This window comes from Vibrio ruber DSM 16370 (assembly GCF_900163965.1).
GTDB classification, from domain to species: Bacteria; Pseudomonadota; Gammaproteobacteria; order Enterobacterales; family Vibrionaceae; genus Vibrio; species Vibrio ruber.
Genome location: NZ_FULE01000032.1, coordinates 44,822 through 67,842 on the forward strand (window position 1 = coordinate 44,822; position 23,021 = coordinate 67,842).

Annotated in this window: 19 protein-coding genes and 1 pseudogene; 15 read left to right on the forward strand and 5 right to left on the reverse strand. The window is 44.2% G+C overall.

Going from position 1 to position 23,021, the window contains the following annotated elements; all coding sequences use genetic code 11:
- Positions 1–105: 105 nt before the first annotated feature.
- Positions 106–1,077, reverse strand: a complete 972-nt coding sequence (locus VR7878_RS12655) for a ParB/RepB/Spo0J family partition protein (RefSeq protein ID WP_077336459.1) — start codon at positions 1,075–1,077, stop codon at positions 106–108.
- Between the two features lie 6 nt (positions 1,078–1,083).
- Entirely contained in the window at positions 1,084–2,301 is a 1,218-nt protein-coding gene (locus tag VR7878_RS12660) for an AAA family ATPase (protein ID WP_077336460.1), read from the reverse strand.
- Positions 2,302–3,671: 1,370 nt separating this feature from the next.
- Between VR7878_RS12660 and VR7878_RS12670 the strand changes: the two genes are divergently transcribed.
- From VR7878_RS12670 to VR7878_RS21095, 14 genes and pseudogenes are all read left to right on the forward strand, one after another.
- On the forward strand, positions 3,672–5,648 hold the full coding sequence (locus VR7878_RS12670; RefSeq protein WP_077336462.1) for a replication initiator protein RctB domain-containing protein: 1,977 nt from the start codon (positions 3,672–3,674) through the stop codon (positions 5,646–5,648).
- Between the two features lie 551 nt (positions 5,649–6,199).
- Positions 6,200–6,397, forward strand: a complete 198-nt coding sequence (locus VR7878_RS12675; protein WP_077336463.1) for a PA3496 family putative envelope integrity protein — start codon at positions 6,200–6,202, stop codon at positions 6,395–6,397.
- A gap of 143 nt (positions 6,398–6,540) precedes the next feature.
- Positions 6,541–6,750: a DUF3283 family protein gene (locus VR7878_RS12680; protein WP_077336476.1), complete on the forward strand. Its 210-nt coding sequence runs from the start codon at positions 6,541–6,543 to the stop codon at positions 6,748–6,750.
- A gap of 86 nt (positions 6,751–6,836) precedes the next feature.
- The gene (locus VR7878_RS12685) at positions 6,837–7,556 is read left to right on the forward strand and encodes a YebC/PmpR family DNA-binding transcriptional regulator (RefSeq protein ID WP_077336464.1); all 720 of its coding nucleotides are present in this window, start codon (positions 6,837–6,839) and stop codon (positions 7,554–7,556) included.
- 586 nt (positions 7,557–8,142) lie between these two features.
- On the forward strand, positions 8,143–9,069 hold the full coding sequence (gene cyoA, locus VR7878_RS12690) for a ubiquinol oxidase subunit II (protein WP_077336465.1): 927 nt from the start codon (positions 8,143–8,145) through the stop codon (positions 9,067–9,069).
- A 7-nt stretch (positions 9,070–9,076) separates the two neighbouring features.
- Complete coding sequence (gene cyoB / locus VR7878_RS12695; protein ID WP_077336477.1) at positions 9,077–11,101, forward strand: cytochrome o ubiquinol oxidase subunit I; 2,025 nt, start codon at positions 9,077–9,079, stop codon at positions 11,099–11,101.
- The gene (gene cyoC / locus VR7878_RS12700; protein ID WP_077336466.1) at positions 11,091–11,696 is read left to right on the forward strand and encodes a cytochrome o ubiquinol oxidase subunit III; all 606 of its coding nucleotides are present in this window, start codon (positions 11,091–11,093) and stop codon (positions 11,694–11,696) included. The genes cyoB and cyoC overlap by 11 nt, the downstream gene beginning before the upstream one ends.
- Positions 11,693–12,007, forward strand: a complete 315-nt coding sequence (gene cyoD / locus VR7878_RS12705) for a cytochrome o ubiquinol oxidase subunit IV (protein WP_077336467.1) — start codon at positions 11,693–11,695, stop codon at positions 12,005–12,007. Before cyoC ends, cyoD begins: the two co-directional genes overlap by 4 nt.
- 10 nt (positions 12,008–12,017) lie before the next feature.
- On the forward strand, positions 12,018–12,884 hold the full coding sequence (cyoE, locus tag VR7878_RS12710; protein WP_077336468.1) for a heme o synthase: 867 nt from the start codon (positions 12,018–12,020) through the stop codon (positions 12,882–12,884).
- A 503-nt stretch (positions 12,885–13,387) separates the two neighbouring features.
- On the forward strand, positions 13,388–15,841 hold the full coding sequence (locus tag VR7878_RS12715) for a glycogen/starch/alpha-glucan phosphorylase (protein ID WP_077336469.1): 2,454 nt from the start codon (positions 13,388–13,390) through the stop codon (positions 15,839–15,841).
- A gap of 93 nt (positions 15,842–15,934) precedes the next feature.
- Positions 15,935–18,106 (forward strand): 4-alpha-glucanotransferase, encoded by a 2,172-nt coding sequence (gene malQ, locus VR7878_RS12720; protein WP_077336470.1) that lies wholly within the window; start codon positions 15,935–15,937, stop codon positions 18,104–18,106.
- A 238-nt stretch (positions 18,107–18,344) separates the two neighbouring features.
- Positions 18,345–20,495: a 1,4-alpha-glucan branching protein GlgB gene (gene glgB, locus VR7878_RS12725; RefSeq protein WP_077336478.1), complete on the forward strand. Its 2,151-nt coding sequence runs from the start codon at positions 18,345–18,347 to the stop codon at positions 20,493–20,495.
- A gap of 270 nt (positions 20,496–20,765) precedes the next feature.
- Entirely contained in the window at positions 20,766–21,335 is a 570-nt protein-coding gene (locus tag VR7878_RS12730) for a helix-turn-helix domain-containing protein (protein ID WP_077336471.1), read from the forward strand.
- Between the two features lie 188 nt (positions 21,336–21,523).
- Positions 21,524–21,751 (forward strand): annotated as a pseudogene (locus VR7878_RS21095) (IS630 family transposase); the annotation flags it as partial.
- A 34-nt stretch (positions 21,752–21,785) separates the two neighbouring features.
- Here VR7878_RS21095 and VR7878_RS12735 read toward each other — a convergent pair.
- From VR7878_RS12735 to VR7878_RS12745, 3 genes are read right to left on the reverse strand one after another with little or no spacing between them, the layout of a single operon-like run.
- On the reverse strand, positions 21,786–22,196 hold the full coding sequence (locus VR7878_RS12735) for a hypothetical protein (RefSeq protein ID WP_139344084.1): 411 nt from the start codon (positions 22,194–22,196) through the stop codon (positions 21,786–21,788).
- Between the two features lie 49 nt (positions 22,197–22,245).
- Positions 22,246–22,551, reverse strand: a complete 306-nt coding sequence (locus tag VR7878_RS12740; protein ID WP_077336473.1) for a thioesterase II family protein — start codon at positions 22,549–22,551, stop codon at positions 22,246–22,248.
- Positions 22,544–22,780: an EamA family transporter gene (locus VR7878_RS12745; RefSeq protein ID WP_369075455.1), complete on the reverse strand. Its 237-nt coding sequence runs from the start codon at positions 22,778–22,780 to the stop codon at positions 22,544–22,546. The genes VR7878_RS12740 and VR7878_RS12745 overlap by 8 nt, the downstream gene beginning before the upstream one ends.
- A 77-nt stretch (positions 22,781–22,857) precedes the next feature.
- On the opposite strand from VR7878_RS12745, the gene VR7878_RS12750 reads away from it, so the two are divergent.
- The coding region (locus tag VR7878_RS12750) for a transposase (protein WP_139343958.1) at positions 22,858–23,021 on the forward strand (164 nt) is incomplete at its 3' end.

Sequence of the window (23,021 nt, forward strand, 5' to 3'; positions counted from 1 at the left end):
CATCTACGGAAAGGGAAGTGTTTCTCGTGAGGAATTCCGGGCTAAAAAAAGCCCGGTGAAATTCAAATTCACCGGGCTGACTGATTTTAGGAAAGTATCGGAGCTTTAATTCATTTTACTCTGAATAAATTCAAACAATTCATCCATCAACTGATCATCGACTCGCTTCAGATTCAGCACTAACTGACTCCCTTTACGAGTATAACTCGCGCGTCCTTTGATGAGTTCAATTTTATGCGAGGCAGCTTTCTGCTTCGGTGCCAGTGAGGCCATCCACTGTTCCAGAGTTTCTGTCACTTCTTTTGTCAATCGAGCGACACCTTGAGCATCACTTTTCTGCCAGATAAATCCGCCACCGTCACGACATTTATCTAAGAGCTGCTCTCGTTGCTCTTCATCCAGCACACTATATTGCTTATGAAGCTTAACGATCGTTGGTCGGCCAAGCTCAACAACATTCGGGTAGGCCTGAAGTAACTCAAGTGGTAAAGCAGCAGCCTTGAGCGCACCACTGACGAGCGCTTCACTACACTGAAACATTTTCGCCAAGGCTTTTTGATCCTCAGCTTCACCACTATCGAGCTTCGCCTGCATCTCTTTGCCTTTCTCGTAAAGAGACAACGGCTTGTGTGCATTCGCGACGTCGGATAAGAATTTGGCATGTTCTTCATTAATCCCGTCGGCAACATAAACAAGGAAATCCTGATTCGCCAGAATACAGGCCATCCGACGCCGGCTACCGTCGAGCACTTCAATCATACCGTCAGCCGAGCGTCGCCCGACGGCTGGATACTGCTGTCCCCGATCTTGCAATGTGCTCAGAATATCAGACAATGCATGTTCGTTCAGGAACGACTGTTCACGGGCATTACGTTCAAAAACGGTCGTCTGGGCCGCAATACTGTCTGCTGGTATACGCTGTAATTCAAAGGTCACTAAATCTTTACCGGCCACAGCCAATTCAATGACATGGGCTTTTTCTTTTGCAGCGTTTTGCGCCTCTTGTGGGGTCGTTGCCCGGCGCTTATCTGCTTTACCAAACAGTTTTGCATTTAATTCTGATGTTTTCATTGCCATATTCTCTTACCCCTGATTCAACGACGACCAATGCGTATGGAGCACTCTTTCAAGCTCTAATGCACTTTTTTGAACAGCATCTTGCGCTGTCGCCAGTGTTTTCTTGCCTCCTTCAAAATCTCCGGAAGTTAAATCAAACACCGTGCTATAGGTATCAGCGCAGGTTTCAAATGCCCGACTACGCGGTATCGTTGCCATCATAACCTGCTCCCCGAGCAGATAGTTCATCTCCGTTAAAACAGAAACTTGCTTTTTATTATCATCTTCGAACATCGTCGGGACCAAACGCACAAATTCAAGGCCCTTCCAGTCTTCCGGAAACATTTCATAAACCGTAGGCAAATGCTGGAAGAAATTAACGGTTGATGCCCAATCCAGACGTTTCGCTGCGCATGGGATTAAAAGTGCATTTGAAGCATACATCGCATTCCAGACTAAAGGATCAACATGTGGCCCTGTGTCGATCACAATAATATCAAAATCGTCAGCAATTTTATCAATTAGCTTTTCTTTTAACAGACGTACAATATCCAGAGACTGATTCTGTGACAGATATTGCCATGCTTCAGCATTAAACATGGCATCTTCAGGAAAAGCAGAAATAGTTTTCAAATTCGGGTACTGTGTGGACATCAGGACACTCTTATTCAAGAACGACCGATCGACTACCGTGCCATCCGGCACATTGTCTAACATGATATCCACCGCAGAAAAAATATTCTCATTTTCTTCGGTACTAATCTGAGGGTTCAAGAACAGACGTAATGATCCTTGAGGATCTAAATCGATTAAGCAAATACGATATCTTTTATCTAAATTTAAAGCCAGACAGGCAGACAGATGAACCGCTGTCATCGATTTTCCCGTCCCGCCTTTTTGATTCTGAACATTAATAATCCAAGGTTTATTATCACTGTTCTTTTTACGTTGATGGAAAGTAGATACGCCGGCCGCATCCATCAGCATGTGTGCTTCAGCAAGAGAGATAGAATAATGATTGGCATTATTTTTAGTAAACTGATGCCCCTCAGCTTCCATTTTTGCAATGGCTTCATCTAGTTTTCTTCGTGTGAGACCGGAACGAGTTTCCATCAATGCCTTGGACATTGGGGGAAAGTGGTCATCTTTACGCTCCTCAAGAACGATTTCAATCCGGTCAGCCTGAACTTGTTTGGTTTGTTCAGCGAGTTGGTAGAGATTATCTATGGTTTGTTCTCTCTTCATTGCCAATATCCATAATGAGTGACATATTACTATTGTACAGCAATTTTATTTGTTGACAATAAAAAGGTGTACAATCAATTTTAGATAAACATCACAGTAAAGTGTCTAATAAGTGCCGATTTAATGAAAAAATGAAAATTTACATCAAAAAAAATCACTTTACCCAGCCTTCAAAACAACTTTTCATGAAAGTGTTACAGCGTCACACTTTACATTGTAAATTTCATCTCATCCCTGTGAGTCTTTTTTCTAAGAGTAAAAAACGGGAGATCAGTTGTTTCTATCAACACACAACACAATGACGCGATTCGTGCCGATCCATCAATCTTCCATACCGGAACGATTGAAAGAAGTCCAATACTTACGGTGATTGTGATTTCAACTGCATACTAGGGGCTGTCAGACAAAGATTAAGTTTATTTTGCCAAAAAAATCACCAGAAATGCCAGAGGAAAGAAAAATATCAATCGTAAATCGCCAACATGCAAGGTAAACCACATCATGATGAATCAGGACAGTAGCAATAACCATCTCGGAAAGATGATCAAGGTAGCATGCCATGATCATCTTTCCATGCTCTATCGATAATATAGAAGCATGATCAAGGGGAATCACGGATGTAAATTCAGTCAACACATTCATGATCTTATGATCAATTGATCGGAACAATGATCAAGAATAAATGCCGCTCGGAAGCATGAGTTTTTCACCTGTATCTACGGATGATGTCAGTTCAATTGGGGGATTGGTAGAATTTATCAGGGTCTGTATCTCAGTTGAAATGACATATTAGTTGAAACGTCGTACAACATCATACCTTGATCATGCTTACGTAGCTGAACAAATGATATATATACTGAGCCGAACGATGAAAATGTGTTTTTCAATCCATCAAAAATTGAACAAACGACAGAGAGAAGGGAATAAAAACCAATCTCCCTTGATCATGCTTACGGTGATATACGAAATAACAACAACAGAAGAGGTGATAGACCATCCACAGTCAACCAAGCATGTGGATAAGTTGTGAGTGTATCTTGATCATGCTTCAAAGCAGACAATGATCATGATTCCGTCTTGCAAATGATCATGCTTCAGGCAATAAATGATCATGCTTTCAATATCTTATTGATCATCGTTCCTGACATACCATGATCATGCTTTCAGAAGTCTTATAAAAATATTATTTTATAACAGGTAGTTACGGACATTTTTTTACTCAGATCATAAGATCATATAACCATTTAAGATCATTAATAATCAAAAAGATCAGTTTTTAAGAGCAATAATTTTTTTCTTTATTTATAGAATATTTTTCTTTATGCTCGGAAAAATATCAATATTACATCAAATGTGATATGGACAGGAAAATGAGCACTCACGAAAAAATATTAATTAAAGCTCCCAGAAATCATAAAGACGGACATCTATTTCAGGTATCAGAAGCATCGATTAACTGGATTGAACAATATCAACATTTTAAAGGTGTCACCAGAAGCATCATTGAGCTTTTGAATTTGGTTTCTCTGAAGGGGATGAGTAGCAAAGACGGCTTAGTTTCAACAACAGAGCTGATAGAAGCCGCAGATGGACAGTTAACCAGAGCCGCGATTCAGCAACGATTGCGTGCTGCGGTTAATATTGGTCTCTTCGAACAAATTCCTGTCCGGTTCGAAGAAGGCCTTGCCGGGAAAACAATGCTGCATAAGTTTATTAATCCCAGTCAGCTTATCTCTTCATTAGGAAGTACCAGCCTGATTACCGAATCAGTAAAGCAGTCAGAGAAACAAAAACGCTCCAAAGCACTGGCACAAACACAAGTCAATCAGCGCTTATTAAATGAATATGGATTAAATACGCCTCCGGCAATCAAAGATGAAGCAGACCAGTTTGTCGTTTCACCAACCAATTGGGCCGGAATTATTGACCAAGCGCTGGCTCCGCCAAGAACACGTAAAAATTATCAGAAATCAATGGTTTCAATTTCCGGAACTCGGGCAGTGATCGAAACAAGATCCTCAAAAAATATTATGACCGTCGATGATCTGATGACACTGTTTGCCTTGTTTACGTTAACCGTTCAGTACCATGATCATCAGCGAGAAGAATATCACCTCAACGCAAAACAGATCCCGAATAAAACTCCGCTCTATATCACAGATATTTTGTCACTACGGGGCAAAAAGGATAGTGGACCGGCAAGAGATTCCATCCGCGACAGTATCGATCGCATTGAGTTTACGGACTTTCAGCTGCATGAACTGACCGGACGTTGGCTCAGTGAAAATATGCCCGAAGGGTTTAAAAGTGATCGTTTTCGCTTTCTGGCTCGGACGATCACAGCTTCTGAAGAAGCCCCGGTTGAAGGCGCTGACGGAGAGATCAGGATTAAGCCCAACCTGTACATTCTGGTGTGGGAGCCATCATTTTATGAAGAATTGTTGACCCGCGATTATTTTTTCTTGTTTCCACCAGAAATTCTGAAACAGCATACGTTGGTATTCCAACTCTACTCTTATTTTCGGAGCCGGATGTCCCGTCGGCATCATGAAACCATGCTGTTGTCGGAATTGAATCAGAAATTAGCCCGCAATATCGAATGGCGCCGTTTTTCAATGGATCTCATCCGTGAGTTACGTCGTCTGTCCGAAGGGAAAGGGGATGAGGATCTATTTGCCGTCAATCTATGGGGATATCATCTTTCCATTCGATCCATACATACCAAAGGCAAGATCTCAGACTATGAGGTTGATATTAAATGTGATGTTGAAGAGGTCTTACGTTTTTCCCGAGCGAGAACAACCAATGCCGGTAAACGCAATATGGCACCGACACTGCCCAATCCGCTTCGTCATGAGATGGTTTCTAAGCAGAAGCTGGAAGAGCTTTCATCCATTATCGATGGTGAATTTGAACCCATACAACGTAAAGCGCCTTCTCCCAGAGGCAATTTAGGACGTCGGGTCAAACAGCGTAAACATCTGGTTGAGATCAATGCTGATGAAATCACGATCACTTTATCAAAATATACCTCACAGGAAGCCCTGGAACGCAGTATAAGCGCTTTATCAGCGATGACCGGACATTCCCCATCATTAATCAGAGAAGAGTGTCAGGAGCTGATTGATAAGCTTGATTGGCTAAGAGTCGGTGATACAGTGCTGCCTTATGAGGTTTTGAGTAAGACAATTGAGCTATACAATTCTCGGAGCCGTAACAAGCATCTGTCCATTGAACGGTTGATCTCTGGATTAGCGGTGCGGCGTAAAGTGTGTAAACAGATCAGCGAAGGGCATTTGGATGAGTCGGTGTTTTTGGTGCTTGATGAAGTAGCGATTGGTATTTAGAGCTCTCAAAGACAGATGTGCACTAAAATGGAACGAAGGTTACAAACCCCCCCGTCTTTGCATAGCTTTGACATCTTCCTGACAGAGCAGGGGAGGGAGGCCGTTATTCTTTATCCCGAAAGACAACCTATATCCTACCCGATGTCATTGGTTAGGTTCACGTTGTTATATTCATACTTAGCATTTTCGCGAGCACCCCATGCTCGCTTTTTTTTGTCTGTCAGAAAAGTAAACTCATACAAATCCTGCCACTGTCATCAAATCAACGCAGCGTTCGATACATGGGATGACGTCCTTGATCATTGTTCCGGGTAAGATGTGATATGAGAAAAATTGTCGGAAAAGTGGCGGGATGAGTTGAGCAAAAGATTGATAGCAATCTTCTAAAAATACTGTGCTGTTCAAATAGACGCAAAATTTTATTTTTACATCTATCAATATTTTTACAGAACTATAGCCACTATCACACTCTTGGATAATTTTGCTTAACAAGGTTTTTCAGCTTCGCTATAGAATACGTGTCCCTAACATGGTTTGTCCGGAGGTGATTTATGTCTATCAATTCAATCGACCATGATGACATGACGAATATCGCAAATAAATGGGACTTCACGGACGAAGTTGAATTGCAAAAACCCACGAAAAATCTTAAATCAGCTGAAGCCCGACGTAGGATTGAGGTGATGAGAGAGATTCGTGAAAGTGGTTTGACTATTGAAGAAGCAAGAGAACTAGGTTTACTTCATTAATCTTGATATCAGATAGAAGGGGCAGCCAAGCTGCCCCTTCTTTTTTCTCGATGGTGCGTAGCGGAACTGTCATCAGTTAGCGCTTAATTTTCCTGATTCCTGTGGTATATTGCACAACTTGTTTACAGATGACGGGTGATTTCATGTCTTTTAATCTTGCAGAACTGAGTGCTGAAGAGAAGAATCGGATCGAGCTGGATAAACAGGCTGCCTTTTTAGTATGGAAACTGAAACAAGGGAAAGCCGGGCCTGATGTATTCATACAACATCAGGAAACGTTGCGAACAACCGATGAACAGACATGTTTTCAGCAATCAGTGGATAAATATAAAAGGATCATGGGCGTGATGTAAGCCGCTCCCTGAGCCGACAGAAATTGAAATGGTTCTGTGTTTTTCCTACAATCCGTCGCGTTCAATTAATGAGAGAGAATATCCCGATGGGAAGAAGTTTTGAAGTGCGTAAAGCTTCCATGGCGAAGACTCAAGGCGCAAAGATTAAAGTTTATTCCAAATACGGCAAAGAGATTTATGTGTGTGCAAAAAATGGTGGGGCCGATCCGGATACCAACCTTTCTTTGCGGCATTTGATCACGAAAGCGAAAAAAGATCAGGTTCCCGGACATGTGATCGACAAAGCGCTGGATAAAGCCTCGGGAGGATCTGGTGAAGATTACCAGCCTGCTCGTTATGAAGGGTTTGGCCCTGGTGGCGTCAGTGTGATTGTTGACTGTTTAACCGATAACGGTAACCGGACTTATCAGGACGTCCGTCAGTGCTTTGTGAAGACAGGTGCGAAGATCGGTAGCCCGGGGACGGTTGCCCATATGTTTGATCATCAAGCGGTATTCCAGTTTAAAGGTGATGATGAAGAGACTGTATTAGAAGCGTTAGTCATGGCGGATGTTGATGTCACCGATATTGAGCTGGAAGACGGTGTGATAACAGTATTTGCCCCACATACAGAATTCTTTAAAGCAAAGACGGCATTGACTGAGTCTTTCCCTGATGTCACTTTGGATGTGGAAGAGATAACATTCGTGCCGCAAAACCGGACTGAAATTGCCGGAGAAGATGCTGAGAAATTCCAGAAGTTTCTTGATCTGTTGGACGATAGTGATGATGTACAACAGGTTTATCATAATGCGGACATTGAGTAGTCACTCTATTTCGCTTTCATGACAAAACAGATGAAAACGCTCCTGATGACATGGGGCGTTTTTTTATGCCTTGGGGATTCTCTACAGCCATCACAAATCATGATTTTTTTCACACTCTCATATTCATGGGTTTATAAAAGAAATTGCATTACATTCCGTGATAGAGTTCATAAATTATAACGAAAAAAAAAACAGCTATGGGGAAAGAGTGGAATAAGGTGAAATTTGTTCTAAAAAATATATAGATAACAAGGAATTATATATTTGACATCGCAGATGTGGCGGATCCACTTTTTCTGAACGTCAGATTTGCGTAACTTAAGATTGCACTTTAATATAGTGTCCCTCGACGTATTGTTACTATGATGTGTCGGATGTAGCAAAGTGTTCTTTCTTGTAACAAATATATTTGCCTTCTCGATAAGCTGGATGTGAATTATCACGATTTCGTAGAGTTGAATGGATTTGTCGCAGGTAAGGATAATTTTGTTACAGATTCAAATACTCTTATTAAAAACAACCGCAGAGTCTTGATAAGGTAGTGTCGGTTATCAGGTTCTCTGCCAAAAAGAGAAAGTACAAGTAAATGGAAGCCTCACGATATAAAAGCATCATATCGAGACTCGGACTGTTACTCACAGTGCTGATGCTCTCAGGGTGTAAGTTTGCGCTACTTGATCCCAAAGGAGAGGTGGGTGTTCAGGTAAAAGAGTTGATCATTACAGCTCTGCTCCTGATGTTGATCGTTGTTATCCCTGTGATACTGATGACGCTCTACTTCTCGTATAAATATCGATCAAGTAATTCGAACGCAGAATATACACCAGAATGGTCCCATTCAACAAAGATTGAGTTTGTTGTCTGGACGATCCCTATCATCATTATTGTTATTTTGGCGACAATCACATGGCGTTCAACGCATCATCTTGAACCTTCTAATCCTTTAGCAAGTGATGTGAAGCCGATGACGATTGAAGTCGTATCGCTTGACTGGAAATGGTTGTTTATTTATCCGGAACAAAAAATTGCAACGGTTAATTATGTCGCATTTCCAAAAGATGTTCCGGTGAAGTTCAAACTGACGTCAGATAACATCATGAACTCTTTCTTTATCCCTCGATTGGGGAGCCAGCTTTATGCGATGCCCGGAATGGTGACGCGTCTGCATTTGATTGCCAATCATGCCGGGGATTATAAAGGGATTGCTGCGAGCTTCAGTGGTGACGGATTCTCTCATATGAAATTCACTGCGACGGCAACACCGGACATGGCCAGCTTCGAACAGTGGGTTGAGAAAGTGAAATCTTCTGAACAGCAGATCCATGATTTCTCTGATTATCGTGCTTTGGCGAAGCCAAGCATCGATGTCCCTGTCACTTATTATTCTCATATTCCTGATGGCCTGTTCGATTCAGTGGTAACCCAGTTCCCGGGTGGCATGAATATGCACGGAGAGGGACAGGATATGGATAAACCAATGGGTCATCATTCGATGGCTGAGCATGAAGGGTAATGAGATTATGTTTGGAAGATTAACACTGGACTCCATTCCATACCATGAGCCCATTATCATGATTACGCTGTCTGTAATCGCGGTTGTCGGTCTGGCTGTCGTGATTTGGGTAACACGTCTTGGTAAATGGCAGTATCTATGGAATGAATGGTTTACTTCAGTAGACCACAAAAAATTAGGTTTCATGTACATTGTTGTCGCATTTGTGATGCTCATACGTGGCTTTGCCGATGCGGTAATGATGCGAAGCCAGCAAGCGCTGTCTGCTGCTGGTGAAGCCGGTTATCTGCCACCACACCATTATGACCAGATCTTTACTGCGCACGGTGTCATCATGATTTTCTTTGTGGCGATGCCACTGGTGATCGGTTTGATGAACATTGTTGTGCCGCTACAGATTGGTGCGCGTGACGTTGCTTTCCCGTATCTGAACAACCTGAGTTTCTGGTTGTTTGTTGTGGGTGTGATTCTGACGAACTTGTCTCTGGGCTTGGGAGAATTTGCCCGTACCGGTTGGTTGGCTTATCCACCACTGTCAGGGATTGCTGCGAGTCCGGGGGTCGGCGTTGACTACTGGATTTGGGCATTGCAGATATCGGGCGTCGGGACGACACTCACCGGGGTAAACTTCTTTGTTACCATTATGCGGATGCGTACTCCGGGAATGCCACTGATGAAGATGCCAGTTTTCACTTGGGCTTCATTGTGTGCAAACATCCTGATCATTATCTCATTCCCGATTTTAACTGTTTCTATTGCACTGCTGACGTTAGACCGTTATCTGGGTTTCCACTTCTTCACCAATGATATGGGTGGGAACATGATGATGTATATCAACCTGATTTGGGCATGGGGTCACCCAGAGGTATATATCCTCGTGCTGCCAGTTTTCGGGGTGTTCTCTGAAGTGACCGCAACCTTCTCACGCAAGAAGCTGTTCGGCTATACGTCTTTGGTGTGGGCAACCATTGCCATCACGATTCTGGCCTTTATTGTTTGGCTGCATCACTTCTTTACAATGGGAGCCGGTGCAAATGTCAACGCCTTCTTTGGTATCGCAACCATGGTCATATCGATCCCGACAGGGGTGAAGATATTTAACTGGTTATTTACGATGTACAAAGGACGCATTCAGTTTACATCACCGATGCTATGGACGATTGGATTCCTGATTACTTTCAGTATTGGCGGGATGACAGGCGTATTGATGGCAGTTCCCGGTGCTGACTTTGTCCTGCACAACAGTGTATTCCTCGTGGCTCATTTCCATAACGTGATTATCGGCGGTGTGGTCTTCGGTTGTTTCGCTGCGATTACTTACTGGTTCCCGAAAGCAACAGGCTTCACGATGAATGAAGCATGGGGACGCCGTGCCTTTTGGTGTTGGTTAATCGGCTTCCTGATGGCCTTCCTGCCTTTATATGCCCTCGGCTTTATGGGTATGACTCGTCGTTTGAGTCAGGATATCAGTTCTGATTACTTCCCACTGCTTGCCACAGCAGCCGTCGGTACTGCGATTGTTGCGCTCGGGGTGCTTTGTCAGGTGACTCAAATCGTTCTCAGTATCAGAGATCGCGAACAAAATCGTGATGTCACTGGCGACCCTTGGGATGGCCGGACGTTGGAATGGTCTACGTCTTCTCCACCACCGTTTTATAACTTTGCGGTGATTCCGAAAGGGGATGAAATCGATGCTTTCTGGTATCAGAAACAGCGTGGAGAGCATTCGCTTGATAAAGAAGTTGAATACGAACCGATTCATATGCCGAAAAACACACCGACAGGTATGTATGTCTCTGCATGGTCTCTGGTCTTTGGTTTCGCGATGATCTGGTATATCTGGTGGCTGGCTGCTATCGGCTTTATCGGTATTGTTGTAACAAGTATCTGGCATAGCTTTAACGATGATGTTGATTACTATGTTCAGGTGGATGAAATCAAAGCGATTGAAGATGAACACCGCGATCAAGTTGCGAAAGCAAAAGCCGGATCTCAATCGAAAGATGATATGGAGGTGAACTATGCAGGCTAATTCTGTCGCAGATCACGCGCATGAGCACCACCATGATACCGGTGGTAACAAACTGTTCGGATTCTGGATTTACTTGATGAGTGACTGTATTTTGTTTGCAACATTGTTTGCAACCTATGCAGTGCTCGCCAATGCAACCGCTGGTGGCCCCAGCGGTAAAGAAATCTTTGAATTGCCATTTGTTTTTGTCGAAACCATGTTACTGCTGTTGAGTAGTATTACCTTCGGTTTTGGCATGATTGCGATGAAACGCAAACAGCTCGGTGCTCTGAAGTTATGGATGGTCGTGACTTTCCTGTTAGGTGCAGGCTTTATCGGCATGGAAATCTATGAATTCCATCACCTGATTGTTGAAGGCTACGGCCCCGATCAAAGTGCGTTCCTGTCTGCATTCTTCACGCTGGTTGGCACGCATGGTCTGCACGTGACCTTTGGTTTGATTTGGTTGTTCGTTTGTTTCTGGCAATTGAATACCAAAGGCCTGACCGACATGCTCGAAACTCGATTCGGCTGTCTGAGCTTGTTCTGGCACTTCCTTGATATCGTCTGGATTTGTGTATTTACATTCGTTTACTTAGTTGGGGTGACATCATGAGTAACCAACACGCTGACTCAGGAGTGAAGGGATATGTGATTGGCTTCGTTGCCTCTCTGATCTTAACGATTATTCCTTTCTACTATGCTGCGACACAAAGCCTATCGACCGGAACAACATTTGCTGTTCTGTTCGGTTGTGCCATTGTTCAGGTGATTGTTCATTTTGTCTACTTCCTGCATATGGAAACCAAGACGGATGAAGGTCGCTGGAATTTCATTTCTCTGGTGTTTTCTGCGATTGTCGTTCTGATTCTGATCGCTGGTTCTATCTGGATTATGTGGAACCTAAACATCAATATGATGATGTAGGCGCAGACTGATGATTAAAGGGTATCTATCGATCACCAAACCAGGCATTATCGTGGGTAACCTGATCTCTACGGCTGCGGGATTTTTTCTCGCAGCCAAAGCAGAATCAGCGACCTCAATGCTACTGCTTTGTACGCTGGCCGGGGTGGCTTTGATCATCGCGTCAGGGTGTGTCATTAATAATATTTTTGACCGTGATATCGATAGCAGAATGGCTCGTACCAGTCAGAGATTGCTGGTGCGTGGTGAGATTAATGTTGATCATGCATTTATCTATGCCATCGTCTTATTACTCGCCGGAACAGCGCTGCTGTACCAACAGACAAACCCGCTGACCGCGGTTGTGGTTTTATTGGGTTATGTCTTTTACGTGTTCTTTTATACGATGTGGTACAAGCGGACGTCTGTCTACGGCACGTTGATTGGCAGTATTTCTGGTGCTGTCCCGCCGCTGGCTGGTTATCTGGCGGTGACCAACTATATCAGTCTGGAAGGTGTTTTGCTGTTCAGCTTGTTCTGCCTATGGCAAATGCCGCACTCTTATGCGATTGCGATGTTCAGACTTCAGGACTATCGTCAGGCGGGGATTCCGGTACTGCCGGTAGTTTCCGGGATCGATAAGGCTCGCAAACATATGATGGCTTATGTGATTGCTTTTAATGCCGTTGCGCTGGGATTATACCTGGTCGGAAATACAGGTTATGAATACTTAGTCGTTGCTTCTGCGGTCTGTTTCATGTGGACTCGGGTGACATTCCGGCGCATGACTGCAGATAATTTCGAAGCATGGTCAAAAACGGTGTTCAAACACTCGCTTATTGTGGTGATGAGTTTCAGTGCTGTCCTTGGTGTTGAACTGATCCCGCTGAGCTTCTGACTCGCACATTTTCATATATGAATCATAAAGGCATCACAAGATGCCTTTATTTTTATCCTCTTCTCCATGATGCTTTTCTAATCTCTTTCGCCGTTATGTTTTAATTGATTGTAAGTATTTACTTACATCGGTATCAGACTTGACTGTTTTAGTCAGACTGGTGTGCTTAAGGTGGGAAAAGGGAACCATCTGACTGCACTTCGGTCAGATATTATGGTATCAATATGTGATGATAGTCACTTTTTGTAGACTTTATCCACTGAAAAAGGCGCAAGGAGTCCGATTTAACGACTAAGGTTACTATCTAAGGATACTGTGATCCATATTCAATACAGAAGTTGATATGTATCACACCTCAACTTGGTAAGACTGCTGTATACCATATGATTTTCATGACTGAGTGAACGTGATTGCAATGGTTTGTTCGTATTCAACGTTTTTTCGTACCTGTACTCACAGAGACGGCATTCAGTCATTTCGTTACCGACTCGGGAGGAGGTACGATGAAAGCTGTATTGCAGAAGTCGTTCGATAAGACGTTATTTCTGGATAATGTAAAGCGTCATCTGACATCAACTTACGCGACAACCGTCGAAAATGCGACCACGCGCGCTTGGTATTTAGCGATGTCCCGTGCGTTGGCTGAACTCACCACATTTGATCTACTGGAAACTGAGCAGGATGAACGGATTCTGAATGCGAAAAGTGTCAATTATCTCTCTCTTGAATTTCTGATTGGTCGCCTGACCGGTAATAACTTACTCAATATGGGCGTTTATGAGTCCATTGGCGAAGCCGTGGCCGAATTGGGGCTTGATTTAAGTGATCTGCTTGAAGAAGAGCGGGATCCTTCATTAGGCAATGGTGGTTTAGGGCGTCTGGCAGCTTGTTTTATGGATTCACTGGCAGCACAAGAGTTTCCGGCTGTCGGTTATGGGTTGCACTATGAATATGGCCTGTTCAAACAGTCGTTTGAAGCGTGTCATCAGAAAGAAGCACCGGATGCCTGGTGTGGGATCGAAGGTTATCCGTGGGAAGTGGCACGCCCGGAGCTGGCACAGCAGATCGGTTTTTACGGTTATGTTACCACCGAGACGGTTGACGGGCAGGAAAAGCGCAAATGGGTTCCGGGCATGACAGTCATGGGAATGCCGTGGGATATACCGGTGGTCGGGTATAAAAGTGAAACTGTATATCCGCTGCGCTTATGGGAATGTCGGGCATTGGCGCCATTTTCTTTAGAAAGTTTCAACAATGGTAACTATTTTGAGGCGCAACATACTTTGATTGATGCAGGTAACATCACCAAAGTGCTCTATCCGAATGATAATCATGAAAAAGGTAAGACACTGCGCCTGATGCAGCAGTATTTTCACAGTGCCGCCTCGATACGGGATATTCTCCGTCGTCATGAATCGGTAGGACATCCGCTGGCCGAGCTGCCTCAGTATGAAACGATTCAGCTCAATGATACCCACCCGGCGATTGCTATTCCTGAATTGATGCGGATTTTCATCGATGAACGGAATATGTCATGGGAAGAGGCGTGGGAAATCTGTAGCCGGACATTTGCCTATACCAATCATACGTTGCTGCCTGAAGCGTTAGAAACATGGGATGAGTCGTTGATTCAGCGTTTGTTGCCGCGTCATATGGAAATCATCTACGAAATTAATCACCGCTTCTTGCAGGAAGTCCGGGAGAAATGGCCCGGTGACGGTGATAAACAGCAAAAACTATCGATTATTCAGGATGGATTCCACCGAATGGTGAGAATGGCCAACCTCTGTGTTGTCGGGTCTTATGCGGTGAACGGGGTGGCAGCACTTCACTCTGCTCTGGTCAAACAGGACCTGTTTCCCGAATTTCATGAACTGTACCCTAACCGGCTGATGAATGTTACCAATGGTATTACTCCCCGGCGTTGGCTCCAGTATTGTAATCCGGGATTATCCCATCTGATTAGCGAAAAAATAGGGGATAACTGGCCGGTTGCACTGGATGAATTGGCGCAACTCGCTCAATGGGCCGATGATGACGAGTTTCAGCAGGCGTTTATGGCGGTCAAAAAAGAGAACAAAGCGCGTCTGGCCAAGTGGGTCAAAACCAATATGGACATTGAGCTCAATACCGATGCTATTTTTGATGTGCAGATTAAACGGCTTCATGAATATAAGCGTCAGCATTTGAATATGCTGCATATTCTTTCGCTGTACTATCGTCTGCTCAATCGCCCTGATTTTGACATGGTTCCCCGCGTATTTATTTTTGCTGCCAAAGCAGCACCGGGTTACTACCTTGCCAAAGAAATTATCTATGCAATTAATAAGATCGCCGAGAAGATCAACAGTGATGACCGTGTGAACGATAAACTGAAAGTTGTCTTCATCCCTGATTATCGGGTCAGTATGGCTGAAATCATTATTCCGGCTGCGGATGTTTCAGAGCAAATCTCAACCGCAGGGAAAGAAGCATCCGGTACCGGAAATATGAAGATGGCGCTCAATGGTGCGTTAACCATCGGAACGATGGATGGAGCAAACGTTGAGATTCGTGAAGAAGTCGGTGATGAGAACATCTATATCTTTGGACTGGAAGTTGAAGATGTTAATCGTCTCAAAGCCAGTGGCTATAACCCGTTTGATTACTACAATGCCGATCCGTTGCTGAAAGCTTCGCTTGATTTACTGAACGGTGAGGAGTTTACCCCCGGCGAGCCAAGAAAACTCCGGGCGACTTATGAAAGTCTTTTAGATGGTGGGGATCCTTATTTGGTGCTTGCTGATTTTGCATCTTACATCGAGGCGCATGGTCAGATTGATGCGCAGTATCGTGATACTGCCGGATGGGCGAAAAAAGCCATATTAAATACGGCTTTGGTCGGGAAATTCAGTTCTGACCGCAGTATTCGTGATTATGTCAATCATATATGGAAGCTGAAATCGGTCCCTCGCTAGGCAATCGCGTGGGATGCCGATAGCTGTTGGTAACGGTTATCGGCTGTAAACGATGACTGAAAATGTCATCACTTCTATATCAGGAGAGCTGCCATGGAAATTGAACGAAACTGCTTATTGTCGGTTGCCCGTCAGGCAGGTATTGCCGATCGTTATACCAGTAATTTGGGGAAAGAAGCGGTTGTCAGTCAAAAAACGATTGAGTATTTACTGAATGCATTAGGTTATGAAACCCAGTCGCAGGAATCATTACTTCATTCAGCAGAGAGAATTCATAAACAGCCGATTCTGGAGCCAGTTTTGTTCGGTCAGGCTGAACAGGTCATCGAAGTGCCGCTGCATCTTGGCAGTAGTGCGAGAGAAAGTGATTTTCAGTGGATACTGGAAACCGAGCAGGGCGCGCGTTACGAAGGTTACCTTCAATCGCAAATTGTCAGAGATGAGCGTGATGAAGGCGGGCCGTTGGTATTTTCTTTATCGACGGTGCTTCCCATCGGTTATCACACCTTATCTGTATTACGTAAAGGGCGTCAGAGCCCCTATCAGACCAAACTCATTGTGGCGCCGTCTGCCTGCTATAAGCAACCGGCACTCCAACAAGGAGAGAAGTTGTGGGGCCCGAGTGTGCAATTATATACCCTGCGTTCACAGCGAAACTGGGGAATCGGTGACTTCGGCGACTTAAAACAACTGGTTATCAAAATGGCTGAACTGGGGGCAAACTTTGTCGGCCTGAATCCGATTCATGCTTTGTTTCCGGCCTATCCTGAAAGTGCCAGTCCCTACAGCCCGTCTTCTCGTCGCTGGATGAATATTTTATATATTGATGTGAGTACCATTCCTGAATTGAGCGGCTGCCAAGCGGCACAACAACAGATATCGAGCCCGGATTTTTGTCAACGCCTGAGTTCGGTCAGAGCCAGTGAGTGGGTTCAGTATACCGACGTTGTGGCGCTGAAAATGGAAATACTGCCACTGCTTTATGAGACATTCAAACGCCAGCATTTGGATTCACTGACTGACCGCGGACAGGCATTTCATGATTTTGTGGCGCGGGGAGGTGAGTCTTTACTATCACAGGCAGCCTTTGATGCAATTCATGCCGAGCTGTGTGAGCAAGATGCCGGCATTTGGGGATGGCAGGTTTTCCCCGAGCGCTATCAGAATTTTCACCATGCTGCGGTACAAGATTATCTGCGTGACAATCCTGACCGCGTCAATCTGTATCTCTACTTGCAATGGATCGCTGATGAACAAATTCAGGACGTGCAACGCACGGCCAAAGCACAGGGGATGGTGATCGGCCTGTATCGCGATCTCGCGGTCGGTGTTGCTGAATCCGGTGCTGAAGTGTGGGCGGATCAGGGCGATTTATTACTCGATGTCAGTATCGGTGCGCCGCCCGATGAGCTTGGGCCACTCGGACAAAACTGGGGGTTACCGCCGCTCAATCCATTGACGCTCAGAAATCAGGGCTATGAGCCGTTTATTCAACTGCTGCGCGCGAATATGAAACATTGTGGAGCTTTGCGGATCGACCATATTCTGGGGTTGTTACGACTCTGGTGGATTCCCCGGGGAGAAAAAGCGACTCAGGGCGCTTATCTCTATTACCGCGTTCATGAATTACTGGCTATTTTAGCGCTCGAATCTCATCGTCATCAATGCAGTGTCATTGGCGAAGATTTAGGGACTGTTCCGAAAGAAATTGTTGCTCTGTTAGCGGATGCCGGTATCTATTCCTATAAAATCTTCTTTTTCCAAACGGCTGAAGACGGGGGATATTTTTCTCCGGCGCATTATACCGCGCAGTCAATGTCCGCATTATGTACGCATGACATGCCAACATTACGAGGATTTTGGCATTGTCTCGATCTGAAAATGGGGCATAACATCGGTCTTTATCCTGATGAGGCACAATTCAAATTCAGAATGGATGTCCGTTTGCATCAGAAACAAGCCATTTTGGATTCGATCGCTTGGCATGGTTTACTGCCTGAGCATATCGGGCGAGATGCGATGACTGTGCCGATGAGTGAGGCACTGTGTGAGGCGATGCATTTACACATGGCTGCGGGGACATCCGCACTGATGAGTATTCAACTGGAAGATTGGTTACAAATGGATAAACCGGTCAATATTCCGGGAACGGTTGAGGAGTATCCCAACTGGCGGCGTAAGCTTTGCGAACCATTAGAAACCTTATTTTCACGGCCCTCGATCCAACATCTGGCGGCACAGATTTCAAAGATGAGATCACATTAGTGTCAGACAGCGACAGGAGGGGAGCGATAAATTGAATTGCAGTCACTCAATCGTATTGGGTTGTTCTGTAAACTACAAATTAGCTTGTTTTATAAACAGATCAACGGTATCCGGAGATTTGGCCGCGCAAAGAAAGGGATATTGGTCTGCTTACGGGTAAATAACATACAGATTCGTTAGGTTAGGAGTAAGGACATTGAAAACCGTTCAGAAGCAGAAGCTGACAAAAAAACAGCAAATGTATCAAAAACTGGCACAGGCTTCGTTTGCTGATCCATTTGCCTTTTTAGGGCCATTTATTTCTCCCGAACAAGGTGTTCTTCGGGTATGGATGCCCGGCGCACTTCAGGTCTTCGTGTTACTCGATGAACAAGATCCGATTGAAATGTCCCCGGAAGAAGATGGTGGTTTTATACTTCAGTCGGACACGGGGCTGCGCCTGACCCATTATCGCTTGTTAGTGCGCTGGAAAGGCGGAGAACAGATCCTCGATGACCCGTATCAGTATCATGCTATCTATGCTGAATATGAGGATTTGCACACCCCGATCGAAATGTATCGGCATCTTGGCGCTCAGTTCATCACGCTGGAGCGGGGCGGTAAGCAGATCGAGGGGATTCGTTTTTTAGTCTATGCCCCTCATGCCTCATCATGCTCTCTGATCGGTAACTTTAATCAATGGGATGGGCGTCGTCACCCGATGCAGCGGCTTGATTATGGTATCTGGGGAATTTTTATCCCGGAAATGACCGAAGGCACACAATATAAATTTGAGCTCAAAGGGCCTAATGGGGAAGGGCTTCCGCATAAAGCCGACCCGTGGGGTTTCTACGCTGAACAATTCCCGTCATTGTCTTCTGTTACTTATGATCATGCGCGTTATGTCTGGCAGGATGACGCTTGGCAAAACCGGCCAGTGACAGAAAAACGTAAAGAACCATTGTCATTTTATGAGCTGCATGTCGGCTCATGGAAGCTTGGTCCCGACGGTGAGTTTCTCAATTATCGGGAGTTGGCCGATCTGCTGGTACCTTATCTGATTGATATGGGTTATACCCATGTTGAGCTGATGCCGATTGCCGAACATCCTTTTTACGGATCGTGGGGGTATCAGCCGGTTGGCTTGTTTGCACCAACCAGTCGTTATGGCTCCCCGGATGATTTCAAATATTTTGTCGATCAGTGTCATCAAGCCAATATCGGTGTGGTTTTGGACTGGGTGCCGGCTCATTTTCCGGCAGACGGACATGGCCTGAATAATTTTGACGGGACGCCACTCTATCACGATCCGGATCCGCGTCGTGGCTGGCATCAGGATTGGAATTCTTATATCTATGATATGGGACGTGAGCATGTGCGGCGTTTTCTGGTTTCCAACGCGTTGTACTGGTTTGATCGTTTCCATATTGACGGTATTCGTGTGGACGCCGTGGCTTCATTACTCTATCTCGATTATTCACGCAGTCATGATCAATGGATTCCGAATGTTGATGGGGGACGGGAGAATTATGATGCTATTGCGACATTGAAATGGATGAATGAGGAAGTGTATAAACATTTCCCCAATGCGATGACCATTGCTGAGGAATCGACTGCATTTCCCGGGGTTTCCATGCCGACATTTCTCGGCGGGCTGGGATTCGGTTTTAAATGGAATATGGGCTGGATGCACGACAGCCTTGAGTATATTCAGCATGACCCGGTACACCGAAAATACCACCATAATGTGGTGACATTCCCGCTACTGTATGCGTTCAGTGAAAACTATATTTTGTCACTTTCGCACGATGAAGTGGTTTATGGGAAGCGTTCACTACACAATAAAATGCCGGGAGACGAATGGCAACAGACTGCTAATCTGCGGGCTTATCTTGGTTATATGTACGGTCAGCCCGGTAAGAAACTCAACTTTATGGGGGCAGAGTTCGGGCAAACCGGAGAGTGGCAACACGAAAGCCAGCTACAGTGGTTCCTGTTGGAATATGAACGCCATCAGGGCGTGCTGAAGCTAACACAGGATTTGAATGCTCTGTATCGTCAGGAAAAAGCATTACATCAATGGGATTCGGTACCGGAAGGGTTCGAATGGCGTCTCGGTGATGCTGCCGATATCAGTATTCTGGCACATGAGCGAATTTGTGAATCCAGCGAGCGGATTCTCATCATCAGTAACTTTACTCCGGTGCCTCATGATGAATTCCGTTTAGGAATGCCGGTACAGGGGAATTACCAACTGATTTTTAACTCGGATGATGATGAATACTGCGGCAGTGGTTACACGGTGGTCAGTACCGCGACAACTGAACCGGTGGAGAGTCAGGGATTAGCGCATTCGTTGTTGTTACGGATACCGCCATTGGCGACGGTCTATTATAAATTAGAATCGTAGTCTATATGTGTCGATGCAAAACAGCCCGATTTACAATGTAAATCGGGCTGTTGTCTTTTCTCTGTAATGAACTCATGGCTGTTTGTTTCTATGGTACTGTTTAACGATATATTATTAATAATGGGTTAAGTTCTTTGATGCGATATGAATAAAGTTATGTATATTGAAAATAGATATCTATTCAATATATTTATCATTTTTTGAAGATATCGTTAATTTAACCTGTTAAAATATAATCTGTAATTTGATCAGGCAGGTTTAACTTTTACTATGTACTCTGTTCCACAAAACCAACAAAAAAGAACTTCTGTTAATATTGGGTATAAGGTTAAACAGTTACGGTTAGCCAGAAATATTTCTTTAAATGATCTTTCAAAATTATCTGGTGTATCGAAGGCTGCATTATCAAAACTTGAATCTGGTCATTCAAACCCACGTATAGATACGTTAGATGCTATTGCTTGTGCTTTGCGCTTACCTTTGGGCGATTTACTCGGTGGGAATATGGAGATTTATCCTTATTTTGAAAAAAGTATCCCCATGGATAGTGAATATTCTCAGACAATGAAGTTCCGTATTGGACTTGGGAACATTTCTGAGATTTGGCACTTACAAATGAATCCCGGTACGATCATCAATAGCCCTGCTCATATATCGGGAACTCATGAACATATCATGGTACATCATGGCATTCTCATGATTCATTTATCTAATGATGAAAGTATCCTTTTACATCCTGGTGATTTTTACGCTTTTTCTGGAGATGTTAATCATTCTTATATCAGTACCAATAGTGAGGTTAGTGCAACAGTTGTGATGTCGTACTCTACGCCAAGTTAACGAAATATGATCAATCCCCCGTTTGCCAAAAACGTATTTCTAATGATATTGCTTTTATGTAAACACAGCTAAATAGCTGTTCCTAAATGTAGATCATTGGCAGATAAAAATTGAAGGGAACTCGGTAGCGTTTGTGCGATCTAATCTGTCGCCAAACACACAAAACTCACAAAACATTACCGAGTGCCATGATTTTAACATTTCCTGACCGCGCAGAGCGACACCGCATCATCAAAAATGCACAAAACTAAAGATAAAGACCATTATCGTCGTTTGAATGCGATATTGCTGCTATTTGAAGGGAAAACTGTCAAATCTGTTTCTACTTTGCTTACCGATGCTCGCTCTTCTGTCGGACGTTGGGTTAATTGGTATCTGGAGTGTGTCTTGAAGGGTTAGAAAACTCCGCTCGTGGCTGAGAACCCACGTTATCTTATTAGGATCAGTTAGTTAGATGGTGCTTATTGCAAATTGTTTTATCAATTCATATATTTCTTTTCCATGAGTGGACGTGATGAAGTGTTTTCCAAGAATACTTTCTATATAACATTGCCCTGTTGTACATTCTTTCCAGCGAGAGGGGGGAGTGGAAAGAAGTGGGTCGTCCTCTCCATATATGACGAGCATTGGAATTCCGTCCAAAGGTTTAATTTGTTCACTAGAAATTGACTCTGCGATCTTTAAGTCTGCAGTGAGTATATCCAAAAATTGTTGTTGTAGAGTACTATCTTGCTTTAGCCAATCCGGTAGTTCTCCTCCTGCTTGTTCTGCAAAATTCAATAGCTCTTGACGAGACGTTTCATTATCTCTGACCCAAGAAAAGTCTTGACGGCAATGAATCGGTTCATTAGAGATAACCACTAAACTAAACTAAACTAAACTAAACTAAACTAAACTAAACTAAACTAAACTAAACTAAACTAAACTCACGCTCCGGCATTTCTTTCCGGAAGTATCCTGCCATCAAGTAGGCCATATACGCGCCAAGGCTATGCCCAACTAGTATTAGACGTCCTTCTGCAGGAATCGACTTGGCGAAGTCGTTGATAATCTGTTCTGATGTTTCCTTTAAAGCCTCTAAACGTCGACGTCCCCGTCCGGGCATTTCCATCATTGTTACATTGAACTCTTGCTTAAAATGCAGAGCAAACATATTTAGCGACGCTGCATTGCCTCCTGCATGATGGAAGAGGATGATATGAGGACGGCTATTCATAACGTTTTCCCTCTGCGATACGTCCCATCAGTGCTGCACAAACAATGAGCGCCCCCCCTAAACCTTGCAAAAATCCAATGACTTCCCCCATGATTATCAAGGCAAATACCGCTGCAAATGCTGGTTCTAGTGAAAGAATTAATCCTACCCGTGTCGGGCTAGTCATTTTTGCTGCATAAAGCTGCATTAAAAATGCAAAAGCAGTCGCTAGTGAGCTCAAAAATAATATATATCCCCTGACCTGCTCCCCTAAATCTAGTCCAGTCTATACTTAGTGATGTTCATCCAACCAAGGAGATGATGAACATGAAGAAGCGATTCAACGAACAACAGATCATTACCATTCTTAAAGAAGCCGAAGCAGGTATTCCCGTCAGGGAGTTGTGCCGTAAACACGGGATCTCGGATGCGACTTTTTACACCTGGCGCAAAAAATATGCGGGAATGGATGTCTCCGAAGCCCGTCGGCT